This is a genomic window from Undibacterium sp. FW305-107 (genome assembly GCF_058788535.1).
In genome coordinates this window covers 148,235-159,915 of the sequence record NZ_JBYTAV010000008.1, presented here as the reverse complement: position 1 = coordinate 159,915, position 11,681 = coordinate 148,235, and the positions used below count along the sequence as shown (strand labels likewise).

The 11,681-nt window shown below is 49.4% G+C and carries 8 protein-coding genes and 2 tRNA genes; 2 read left to right on the top strand and 8 right to left on the bottom strand.

The window, feature by feature from the left end:
* Window positions 1–5: 5 nt before the first annotated feature.
* From AC3WQT_RS18690 to AC3WQT_RS18675, 4 genes are all read right to left on the bottom strand, one after another.
* Window positions 6–1,925 carry a SurA N-terminal domain-containing protein gene (locus tag AC3WQT_RS18690; RefSeq protein ID WP_492705932.1) on the bottom strand — a complete coding sequence of 640 codons (1,920 nt, stop codon included), beginning with the start codon at window positions 1,923–1,925 and terminating at the stop codon, window positions 6–8.
* An 86-nt stretch (window positions 1,926–2,011) separates the two neighbouring features.
* A tRNA-Asp gene (locus AC3WQT_RS18685) sits at window positions 2,012–2,088 on the bottom strand.
* A gap of 44 nt (window positions 2,089–2,132) precedes the next feature.
* Window positions 2,133–2,208: transfer RNA gene (locus AC3WQT_RS18680), tRNA-Val, on the bottom strand.
* Between the two features lie 50 nt (window positions 2,209–2,258).
* Entirely contained in the window at window positions 2,259–2,531 is a 273-nt protein-coding gene (locus AC3WQT_RS18675; protein WP_162040973.1) for an HU family DNA-binding protein, read from the bottom strand.
* Between the two features lie 523 nt (window positions 2,532–3,054).
* On the opposite strand from AC3WQT_RS18675, the gene nadB reads away from it, so the two are divergent.
* Entirely contained in the window at window positions 3,055–4,662 is a 1,608-nt protein-coding gene (gene nadB, locus AC3WQT_RS18670; RefSeq protein WP_492705930.1) for an L-aspartate oxidase, read from the top strand.
* Between the two features lie 59 nt (window positions 4,663–4,721).
* On the opposite strand, the gene nadC is transcribed toward nadB, so the two are convergent.
* The 4 genes from nadC to AC3WQT_RS18650 form a co-directional block, all read right to left on the bottom strand.
* Window positions 4,722–5,588, bottom strand: a complete 867-nt coding sequence (gene nadC / locus AC3WQT_RS18665; protein WP_492705928.1) for a carboxylating nicotinate-nucleotide diphosphorylase — start codon at window positions 5,586–5,588, stop codon at window positions 4,722–4,724.
* A gap of 155 nt (window positions 5,589–5,743) precedes the next feature.
* Window positions 5,744–6,874, bottom strand: coding sequence for a quinolinate synthase NadA (nadA, locus tag AC3WQT_RS18660; RefSeq protein ID WP_492705926.1), 1,131 nt, complete (start codon window positions 6,872–6,874; stop codon window positions 5,744–5,746).
* Between the two features lie 141 nt (window positions 6,875–7,015).
* A complete protein-coding gene (locus AC3WQT_RS18655; protein WP_492705924.1) occupies window positions 7,016–9,067 on the bottom strand; it encodes a M13 family metallopeptidase in 2,052 nt (683 codons plus the stop codon).
* A gap of 24 nt (window positions 9,068–9,091) precedes the next feature.
* Window positions 9,092–11,041 carry a CocE/NonD family hydrolase gene (locus AC3WQT_RS18650; protein WP_492705922.1) on the bottom strand — a complete coding sequence of 650 codons (1,950 nt, stop codon included), beginning with the start codon at window positions 11,039–11,041 and terminating at the stop codon, window positions 9,092–9,094.
* Between the two features lie 170 nt (window positions 11,042–11,211).
* On the opposite strand from AC3WQT_RS18650, the gene AC3WQT_RS18645 reads away from it, so the two are divergent.
* Window positions 11,212–11,673, top strand: coding sequence for a hypothetical protein (locus AC3WQT_RS18645; RefSeq protein ID WP_492705921.1), 462 nt, complete (start codon window positions 11,212–11,214; stop codon window positions 11,671–11,673).
* The last annotated feature ends 8 nt before the right edge of the window (window positions 11,674–11,681 follow it).

Genomic DNA, 11,681 nt, shown 5'->3' with positions numbered 1-11,681 from the left:
CTGAATTATGGTGCGGCAGTTACTGGTGCTGTCACTGCTGCCTTATTGATAGTGACCTTGGCTTTGTGCTTCAACAATTCTATATATGAATACAGATTTTGAGCAGACTGCATGCTCGTCAATTGCTGTGCTTCTGAAGCACGGCGTGCCGCATCAGGTGTACCCGCGGTGACTTTACTTATACGGAAAATCACATAGCCAGCATTACCCAGGTGTGTGCCGACAAAGGCAGGCAATTTCTGTGTATCAGCGCGCATCACATCAACCAACGCAGCACTTGGGATATCCTGATTCTTCAAACGGGACACCATTTTTGCTTCTGTAAATCCAGCCGTTGAATCTGCAGCCTTCAACGCAGCCAGTTTGGCTATGCCTTCTTTTTCAGCCAGTGCTGCAGCTTCAGTTGCAGTCACCTGCGCCTGAATTGATGCCTTCACTTCTTCAAACGGGCGCTTGGATGCGGGTTTGTATTCAACAATACGGCCAGCAATCAAGGTATTCGGGGCAACTTCAACTGCTTCTGTATTATGTTTTTTCTTGACCACGTCGTCAGAGAAAATCGCCTTCAGGAATTTAGGGCTATTGGTTTCTACCGTTGCTGGTAGACCTGGTTTACTGTTACGTGACAAGCCATTCACCGTTTGTATTTTCAGCTTCAGCTTTTCTGCTGCAGGCTTCAAGCTATCGCCTTGCTCGTACAAGACATTGGTAAACGTTTCGGCAGCTTCAGTATATGCCTTGCCAGCTTTTTGCTTTTTGATATCGGCAGCAATTTGCGCTTTGACTTCATCCAGAGTTTTTACGCCGGCTGGTTTGATCCCTGTCACAGTGATGATGTGAAAGCCATAGTCAGACTGCACCAGCTCACTGATCTCACCTTGCTTGAGCTTGAATACACTTTCATCAAACTGTGGAACCATCGCACCTTTGCCAAAGAAATCCAGATCACCACCTTTTTCCTTGGAACCTGGGTCATCAGAATTCTCTTTCGCCAGTTTGGCGAAATCTTCTGGTTTCTTGCGCAGTTGAGCAAGAATATCCGCAGCTTTGGCTTTCGCCTTGGCTTTATCAGCATCGCTACTGTCTTTACCAGCCGCGATCAAAATATGGCTGGCACGACGCTGCTCTTCTGTCGTATAGGATTTTTCATTGGCCTTATAGTAAGCCTGGACATCAGCATCAGATACCGTTGTCTGCTCAGCCAGCACTTCACTGTTCAAGACTACGTACTCAGCATTAATTTGCTCGGGAATTTCAAACTGCGCCGTATTTTTTTCGTAATACGCTTTGAGCATTTCATCAGTAACTTTGACACGTGACGCAAAATCACCCGGCTTGTACATCAGCATCTGCACTTCGCGCTCTTGCTCATTGATGGCAGAAAGACGCTCGGTCACAGTTTTTGAAACGAAAGCACTTGCCTGAACTGGGCTCAGCAATTGCTGCAGCACCATGTCCTGGCGCAGACGCTGCTCAAACATCGGTGGCGTCATGCCTTGTTGTGCCAGCAGACGGGTATATTCAGCATTGTCGAAATGCCCGTCAGCCTTCACCAGGCCTGGCGTCTTGGTAATATTGTCTTGCAATGTTGCATCTGCAATTGCCAATTTTTTGACAGCAATCTCACCGGCCATCGCTTTGCGTGCAATTAACTCGTCCAAAATACTTTGCCTTGCTTCAGGAGTATTAAGCATTTTTGCATCAAACTGCGGGCCATACATCTGGCGCATACGGTCTAGTTGATCACGCAAGGCTTGATCAAACTCGCCCTGGGTAATGGGGGCACCCGCAACAGTTGCAATACCTGCCTCTTTGCCTATTGAACGCAAAGCGTCAGTGTTACCGAACAAAACAAATGACGGCAAGATAAGAACAGCTAGCAAAATTTGCATTAAGCGCTGATGGGTACGAATAAATTCAAACATGTTCAACCAATCACGTGGCTAAGTATCACAATAACAATTTGACGAATACAAAAAAAGGCGAACTTTCGTTCGCCTTTTCGATTTTCTGGCGGAGCGGACGGGGCTCGAACCCGCGACCCCCGGCGTGACAGGCCGGTATTCTAACCAACTGAACTACCACTCCTTTTGTTTCTTTTGTACTTCCTGGCACTACAATTTGCTTGCTACTGGTGGGCGCTGAGAGGCTCGAACTCCCGACCTAAGCCTTGTAAGGGCTCCGCTCTACCAACTGAGCTAAGCGCCCCACGCATACAAACAAATATCGCGACCCATGTCCTGAGCCACGAAAGTGCATTAGTTTACCGCATCTTTCAATGCTTTGCCAGGTTTAAATTTAGGTACCTTGGCAGATTTGATCTTGATTGGCTCACCAGTCTTAGGATTACGGCCTGCTCTGGCAGCACGTTTGGCAACAGAGAAGGTACCAAAACCAACCAGTGTTACCGTGCCATTTTTCTTCAATGTGGTTTTTACGGCGCCGATCACAGCATCCAGCGCACGCGACGAAGCCGCTTTGGAAATATCCGCTGTTTTCGCAATATGATCGATCAACTCAGTCTTATTCACTTATAGCCCCCTCACAAAAATTTGAATTTCGCGATGATGTATTCGATTATTTTATTGGTCGTGCATCTATCACGGCAAGCAGGAAATCTGCATCCGGTATTAGAGCAAGCCGCAAAGCCTTATGTCAAGCGGTTTGCAAGCTTTATGGCCAAGTTTGCTGATTTGTGATTTGCTTATTCGGTTTTTATGCTTGCTCAGGCTAAAGCCACTGTGCAAAAAATCAGGTGGCTGAGTGTTTTTGCTATATGGAAAAGCCACCCTCTTTTGTATCCTGAATTAGAATGTGACAAGCCCACATTAAAAATTGAGGCATCATGCTACCCGGCAGCAATTCAGGTAACTGCGTATTTCATGTAACTGCGCACACGGTCAAGCTATTCCTGATTCGTTACATGGTATGGCTTTAAGTTATAGGAAGCCCTGACAGTCTGCCTGAATCATGATCTGCAAAAAAAGCAGCGGATATAGCAGTCCCCAAAAATCGGAACAGACTTAAAACAAATAAAGATACACACGGAAGACAATGAAGAATTTTGACGTAGCAATCGTAGGTAGTGGACTAGCCGGCTTGTCTGTCGCCCTGCATCTGGCACAAACTCGCAAAGTCGCCATCGTTTCCAAGCGTGAATTACTCGACGGTGCAAGTAACTGGGCACAAGGTGGCATCGCTGCCGTGCTGGATTCTCACGACAGTCATGAGCAGCACATTTCAGACACCCTGATTGCAGGCGGTGGCTTGTGCGACGAAGGTGCCACCCGCTACATCATAGAACATGGCCGTGAAGCTATAGACTGGCTGATAGAACAAGGCGTCCCCTTCACCCGTGATGAAGAAGCTGAACTGGGCTTTCACCTGACCCGCGAAGGTGGTCATAGCCAGCGCCGCATCATCCATGCTGCAGATGCTACCGGCCATGCCGTGCAAGTCACACTGGAACAAAAAGTACGTAATCATCCCAATATCACGCTGTTTGAGCATCACTATGCAATCGACGTGATTACCTCAGCCAAGATAGGTGACACGTCCCCTACCCCACGCTGCCTTGGTTTGTATGTGCAAGATGTAAAAACTGGCAAGGTCGATACTTTTGCCGCGCAGCACACCGTGATGGCAACTGGCGGTGCCGGCAAAGTCTATCTGTACACCACCAACCCTGACACTGCTACCGGAGATGGCATTGCCATGGCCTGGCGCGCTGGCTGCCGCATCGGCAACATGGAATTCATACAGTTCCATCCCACCTGCCTGTATCACCCTTTTGCCAAATCATTTTTGATTACTGAAGCAGTACGCGGCGAAGGCGGCATATTGAAGTTACCGGCTGAGGCTGGTGCTTCTGCCGGCAAACGCTTCATGACCAATCATGATGACCGCATGGAACTGGCACCACGCGATGTGGTCGCCCGTGCGATTGACTTTGAAATGAAAAAACGCGGCCTGGATTTTGTTGAACTTGACATCAGCCACCAGCCGCCAGAGTTCTTGAAAGAGCATTTCCCCACCATTTATGCACGCTGCCTGGAGTTGGGCATAGACATCACCAAACAAGCCATACCTGTGGTACCTGCTGTGCATTTCACTTGCGGTGGCATCGTCACCGATACAGATGGCCGGACTGACTTGCCTGGTCTGTATGCTGTTGGCGAAACAGCTTACACAGGCCTGCATGGTGCCAATCGCCTGGCCAGCAATTCGCTACTGGAATGCCTGGTTGTTGGCCGCGCCACAGCCAAACACATAGAAGCCCAGGAACGCGCCAGCGTCATTGCCCTGCCAGACTGGGATGAAAGCCGCGTTTCAGATGCAGATGAAGAAGTCGTCATCGCCAATAACTGGGATGAGCTGCGCCGCTTCATGTGGAATTATGTGGGCATAGTCCGCACCACCAAACGCCTTGAGCGCGCCAAACACCGCATACGTTTACTGAAGGAAGAGATAGACGAATACTATGCCAACTTCCGCATCTCGAATAATTTACTGGAGCTGCGCAATCTGGTAGAAGTAGCTTCGCTGATCGTAAATAGCGCATTGTCACGTCGTGAAAGCCGTGGCCTGCATTTTAGCCGTGACTATCCAGATACTTTACCCAAAGCACTGCCCACGGTCTTGTCGCCAAAGCGAAAAAAATAAACCCGTCTGCCAGCATCTTGGACGATGCTGGCAGAACCTTGCGGGCGTTCAAATGCAGCTCAAATAATACGCAAGGAATAATCAGTCGCTTTAATATCCTTGGTAAGACTGCCTATCGATATTCTATCGACACCCGTCTCTGCTATTGCCCTCACGGATGCATGATCAATGCCACCAGATGCTTCCAGCAAGGCACGGCCAGCGGTGATGGCAACTGCTTCACGCATCATGTTGGTGTTGAAATTATCCAGCAAGATGGAAGTGGCACCAGCATTCAGTGCGGTCTGCAATTGTTCCAGTGTTTCCACTTCTATTTGTATGCTGACGCCCGCATTCAGGCTCAGGGCATTTTGCATGGCTTCGGCTACGCCACCTGCTGCTGCGATATGGTTTTCCTTGATGAGGATGCCATCATAAAGCGCCAGGCGCTGGTTCTTGCCGCCGCCCACACGCACGGCATATTTTTGCGCCAGACGCAGACCCGGCAAGGTTTTGCGGGTATCGAGTATCGCCGCTCTTGTACCAGCGATGATGGCGACATATTTGCTGGTGGCGGTTGCGACAGCAGATAATAATTGCAGGAAATTCAGCGCAGAACGTTCGGCTGTCAGCAAGGCCCGGGCAGGCGCTTTAATCTTGCAGACGACAGTGTTTGCCTTCATCTGCTCACCTTCGGCATATTGCCAGTCTACTTCTATGCTTGCATCAAGTGCCGTCATGACGGCATCGAACCACGGCGCACCACATAGAACAGCACCTTCGCGCACGATGACTTGTGCCTGCACTACTTCATCTGCAGGCACCAGCAAGCCAGTCAGATCGGCAGCACCAACATCTTCAGCCAGCGCATCACTGATATTGCGTTTAAATGCTTTTTGTAAATCTGCATCAAAAGGGAAATGCGTATTCTTTAAATTACCAGACATGTCCAGATAACCTCAGTTTAATTAGATGGGGCTTGCGCAGTATTCAGAACCTGTTGATGATCTGTAGCGAGCATGCGTCAGCGGATTGAAGAGCAGCGCATAAGGGCCTCGCATTAATTCCTGTTGCACTCGCGCTTAAGATCGTCAACAGGTTCTCAGGCCGGGCCTATTCCGGAGAACAGTTTGGCTTCTTTAGCCAGGTCACCTGAAGGGCGTACATTGGCTTTTTTGGCCGCCGCAAAATCCAGCATGCGGTCTATACAGACTTTGGCTTTTTGCCCCACTACCGGGTCAACCTGGATTTCATTATTACCATTCTCCAGTACCTGTACCAGATTGCGCAAGCCATTCATCGCCATCCATGGGCAATGTGCGCAGCTCTTGCAAGTCGCGCTATTACCCGCTGTTGGGGCAACGATGAAACGCTTGGTCGGGGCTGCCATTTGCATTTTGTGCAGGATGCCATTATCAGTGGCGACGATGAATTCATCTGCATCCAGGGTTTGTGCCGCATGGATCATTTGCGAAGTCGAACCAACCACGTCTGCCAATGCCACTACGGCAGCGGGTGATTCAGGGTGGACCAGGATTTTGGCATTAGGATGCTCAGCCTTGAGCACGTCCAGCTCTATACCTTTAAATTCATCATGGACCAGGCAGGAACCCTGCCATAGCAACATGTCTGCACCTGTCTGTTTCTGGATATAGCCACCCAGATGTTTGTCGGGAGCCCAGAGTATTTTTTTACCTTGTGCATGCAAGTGTGCGACGATGTCCAGGCCTATGCTGGAGGTCACCATCCAGTCAGCACGTGCTTTGACTGCCGCGCTGGTATTGGCATACACAACGACGGTACGGTCGGGGTGGGCGTCGCAAAACGCCGCAAACTCGTCTGCCGGACAACCCAGATCCAGAGAGCAGGTCGCATCGAGGTCAGGCATTAAAATGGTTTTTTCTGGGCTGAGTATTTTGGCGGTTTCGCCCATGAACTTGACACCGGCCACGACCAGGGTCTTGGCGGGATGGTCACGGCCAAATCTTGCCATTTCCAGCGAGTCAGAAACGCAGCCACCAGTTTCTTCTGCCAGGTCCTGCAGTTCGGCATCGACATAATAATGCGCCACCAGTACAGCCTGCTTTTCTTTCAGCAATTGGCGTATTCTGGCTTTGAGCTCCAGCTTTTCTATTGCTGAAGGCGCATCAGGGATGCGCGCCCAGGCATTGGCGGTACAACTACTGCCCACATCCATCTGCGGACGTTCAAATTCGACAACTTTGGTTTCCATATAGCCCTACATATCTGGAGTGCATGACTGGCACGCACCCTGATGACAAGAAATATTGGCAGGTTTTGAGATTGCCAGATTTGCATCCAGCGCCCCTTTAACCTGCATCCACTACTGCATTTCAAGCCATAGTATACGCTGTTACCAGATATTTACCCGCGTCGCTGTTGGGCGCAGGGGTGAACGATCGCCCTTGCACTGGAAAGCATCAGAAAATTCTGTCATGTTTGCCAATGGCGCAATGACACGGTATTTGTCTGGTGAATGCGGATCAGTTGCCAGTTTCATGCGCAACATCTCATCACGAATGAGGCTACGGAAGCTCTGTGCATTAGCGACAAAGAAGCGCTGGTCCACCGTCAAGCCATCAATTTCCTTTGCCTGGGGCTTGCGTTCCAGCGATTTGTGCAGCGCTTGCAGGGCAATCTTCATCCCACCCAGATCAGCAATATTTTCACCAGCAGTCAGTTTGCCATTGATGTGCAATTTATCGATGGGGTTAAATTCATCAAATTGCTTTTCTATGGCTTTGACACGAACCAGGAATTTCTTCTCGTCGTCCTTGGTCCACCAGCTTTTGAGATTACCCTGGGCATCATATTGGCGACCTTCATCATCAAAGGCATGCGTCAGTTCATGACCTATGGTAGCTCCCGTATTGCCATAGTTGGCCGCAGGATCAGCATTCACATGGTACAGCGGTGGTTGCAGTATGCCTGCCGGAAACACCATTTCATTCATGGTGGGGTTGTAGTAGGCATTCACCGTTTGTGACGTCATGCCCCACTCATTCCTGTCTATGGGCTTGCCCAGCTTGGCCAGATTGCGCTTGAATTCAAATTCAGCGGCGCGTGCCATATTCGCTGCATACGGGCCAGTATCGATTTGCAGGCTGCTGTAATCACGCCAGACATCGGGGTAACCTATTTTTACCAAAATAGTGTCGAGCTTCTTATACGCTTGCTGCTTGGTGGTATCTGACATCCATTCCAGCTTGCTGATGCTTTCACGCATGGCGAGTTTGATGTTATCAACCATTTCCAGCACACCAGCTTTGGCTTCAGGGCCAAAGAATTTTGCGACATACAACTCGCCCATGGCTTCGCCTGCCATGTTATCTATAGAACCCAGGACGCGCTTCCAGCGCGGTTGCAATTCCTTGGTGCCAGCCAGAGTCTTGCCGTAAAAATCAAAGTTGGCATTGACAAAGGCTGAACTCAAATCTCTGGCACGTGCATTCGCCAATTGCCAGCGTAAATAAGTCCTCCATTGATCGAGGCTGACGGTATTAACCATGCGCCCTGCTTCTGCAATGAATTTGGGATGGGCGAGATTGAATTGACCAGGCTGCGCCAGACCCAGCTCATTAAAATAAGTTGCCCAGGCTGTTTTCTTGTCTGTCTTTTGCAAGGCATTCAGATCAGACAAGTGGTAACTGGCTTGCGGGTCGCGTAATTCGACCTTGGTCAAGGATGCCTTGGCCAGGCGGGTTTCCAGTGTCAGTACAACGCCAGCATTTTTCTTTGCCTGGTCTGGCGTATCGCCGAGCAAGCTAAAAATCTGAGTCACATAAGCGACATACTTGTCGCGGATATCCTTGGTCTTGGTATCAGTTTTCAGATAATAATCACGGTCTGGCAAGCCCAGCCCACCCTGCATGATTTGCGGGATGTAGCGGGTCGTGTTTTTTGCGTCCTGATCTACAGTGAAGCCAAACAAAGGTGAGACACCTTGCTTATGCAAATCAGCGATCACAGCCAGTAATTGCGTACTATCCTTGATGCCATTGATTTGCGTAAACTGCGGCTCCAGCGGTTTGATACCTTCTTTTTCTATCTGCGATTCATTCATGCCACTGGCATAAAAAGCACCGACCAGTTGCGCTGCCTTACTCTTGCCCTCGCCTTTTGCGGCTGTTTCTGCAATGAGCTTCAGTGCTGCCAGATTCCGTTCAGTCACTTCATCATAAGCGCTGTAACGCGCACGATCAGAGGGAATGGGGTTAGCCTTCAGCCATTCGCCATTTGAATACTGGAAGAAATCTGTGCAAGGGTCAGTCTTTTTATCCATGGTCATGGATTCCAAGACCAATTGGTTTGAAGTCGCTGTCTGAGCAAATACTGCATTACCCATGCAAGCCACGCCAACCAGGCTGGCCATCACACTGCGTTTGAAGATATTTTTTGTTTTCATTTTTTTGTCCCTGTCTCTTAATTTTTACGGTATTACTTGCACGGCTATACCTGAGTATTGTCCCGGCGAACGATAAACTCTTTGCGTCGCTTTCTGGAAATCCTCAGGATTGGCTTTTGGGATATCCATGAATTTTTGAGGATTCAAATCCACCAGCGGGAACCAGCTGCTCTGCACCTGTACCATGATGCGGTGACCACGGCGGAAGGTGTGCTGGATATCCGGCATGCTATAGCTGATGGCAGCGACTTTGCCAGGCACAAAGGGCTCTGGCTTTTCAAAGCTGTTACGGAACTTGCCTCGCAAAGGCTCTCCCCGGACCAACTGCTGATAGCCAGCCATGGCCACCGACGGTGGTGGCACGTCATTGGCACGATCGCGTATTACCTGTTTATCTGGATAAGTCGAGGGATACACATCAATGAGTTTGACGACCCAATCGGCATCCGTTCCTGAAGTTGAGACAAACAATTTTGGATTGACTGGCCCGACGATGGTTACATCTTCCTCCAGTGGCTCAGTCTGATAAACCAGCACATCTGGCCGTGTCGATGCAAAGCGCTGGTCAGAAACGACATATTCACGCGGTGCACCAGTGGCAGCGTAAGAGATGAAGGGTACTGGCTTTTTAGGGTCGCTGACATATTCGTCGAAGGTATTAAATTCTGTCTGCGGCTCTTTCCAGCTCAGGCTGCCGTCATTGCCAAAATACAGAGTACGTTTTTGTGCCTGTTGCGGTGGCCAGGCAGGATATTCGCGCCAGACATTGGTGCCGGTTTCAAATACAGTCACTTCCGGCAAGGCCTTACCAGTCGTGCCTTTCAAATGCTGCTCAAAGAAAGGGAAAACAATGTTCTTGCGATAATAGTCACCTGTTTTGGTGTCGAAGCTGACATTGCCAATTGACTTGCCATCAGCACTCGCCCAGCCGCCGTGCGACCAAGGCCCCATGACCAGGCCATTGTAATAACCCTTGTTATTACTTTTGATGCTGTGATAAGTCGTGAATGGCCCTTGCGGGTCTTCAGCGTCATACCAACCGCCGACAGTCAACACCGCTGCCTTGATATTTTTCAGATGAGACGCGATGTTCCTGCTCTTCCAGAAGTCATCATAGGTACTATGCTCTATCGTCGGCATCAGCAATTCGCGTTGCTTGGCTGACAGCTGGGAAGTAATATTTTTCAGGCTCATATGCTTGAGAAAGTATTGATAGCCATCCGAGGTACCAAAATCAAACTCTTCCCAGCGTTTGGGTAAGGTGGTGGGATTTTTTTCTACTGTGAAGTTGGAGAAAAAACCAAAATTTGCCGCCAGCATGAAGGCACCGCCATGGTAAGAATCATCACCCATGAACAAATCAGTCACTGGTGCCTGAGGTGATGCTGCCTTGATGGCTGGATGCGAATCTATAATACTGGCTGAGGCATAAAAGCCGGGGTAGGAAATACCCCAGATACCTACCTTGCCATTATTACCCTTGACGTTTTTCAGCAGCCATTCAACGGTGTCATGCATATCCTGGCTTTCAACACCCTCGCCTGCCAGCCTGCCGGCTTTGATATGCGGTGTCATTTCTTGCCATACGCCCTCTGACATATAGCGACCGCGTACGTCCTGTTTAACGAAGATATACCCACTTTGATCAAATTCTTTAGAGGGTCCCAGCGATTGCGGGTAAAAATCCACGCCATAGTGCGATTGCCCGCCCTCATAGACACCGCTGCCATAAGGGGAGCGTGTCATCAGGAAGGGATAAGACTTGCTGCCATCTTTGGGAACATATACCACTGTAAAAAGCCGTGTACCATCACGCATGGGAATCTGGTACTCATATTTGGTGTATTGTTCACGTATGCCAGGTTTGGCAGCTTCAGGAGCATCAGCCATGGCAGCTTCAGCAGCATATACCGGCAAATTGGCCATCAAGGCTAGAGCACACAAGGCTGCACATTTTTTAATCACAAATTTCATAATTCCCTTTAAGATAAGGCGCTATTGTTTTATTTATTCTGGTCGACATCCCTGCAGACGAAGTCTGGCGCAGCGAACGATAAAGAGAGTGAATTTTGCCCGATAAGTTTCCTGATTCCGACCTAAACTGCTAAATAGTCACCAAACAAATATTTTATTGCGGAAATACCATGAAATCACTCAGAATATTTGCCCTTGCCCTGGGTTTCCTAACGCTTACAAACTCTGTATGGGCGCGCCCTGGCGGTCACCATTTCCACCCGAGGGTGAGCATAGGTATATCCATACCGCCGCTGTATTTTAATTATGGCAACCGTCATAGCTATGTATCTGCGTATTACCCTTATGATTATTCCTGGCGCTATTACCCCAGCCTGGTGATCTCGCCCACAGTCAGCTACGTTACGCCAGCAGTCAGCAATGGCAACGTGATTTATACGGATAGCTATGGCACATACAATACTTATAGTCAAAGTTATACTGACGACAGCAACATCATCAGCCAGCCTGACCCGACACTTCAATCTACAGCAGGCAAGGATTGGTTATATTGCCACCAGCCAGATGGCTTTTATCCTGCCATCAAGTCTTGTCCAGGTGGCTGGCAGCGCGTACCAGCACAGACAAGATAAACGCTAAA

Coding starts and splice junctions, on each gene's coding strand:
- AC3WQT_RS18690 (WP_492705932.1), bottom strand. CDS start 1,925: ATGTTTGAATTTATTCGTACCCATCAGCGCTTAATGCAAATTTTGCTA.
- nadB (WP_492705930.1), top strand. CDS start 3,055: ATGAAGAATTTTGACGTAGCAATCGTAGGTAGTGGACTAGCCGGCTTG.
- nadC (WP_492705928.1), bottom strand. CDS start 5,588: ATGTCTGGTAATTTAAAGAATACGCATTTCCCTTTTGATGCAGATTTA.
- nadA (WP_492705926.1), bottom strand. CDS start 6,874: ATGGAAACCAAAGTTGTCGAATTTGAACGTCCGCAGATGGATGTGGGC.
- AC3WQT_RS18655 (WP_492705924.1), bottom strand. CDS start 9,067: ATGAAAACAAAAAATATCTTCAAACGCAGTGTGATGGCCAGCCTGGTT.
- AC3WQT_RS18650 (WP_492705922.1), bottom strand. CDS start 11,041: ATGAAATTTGTGATTAAAAAATGTGCAGCCTTGTGTGCTCTAGCCTTG.
- AC3WQT_RS18645 (WP_492705921.1), top strand. CDS start 11,212: ATGAAATCACTCAGAATATTTGCCCTTGCCCTGGGTTTCCTAACGCTT.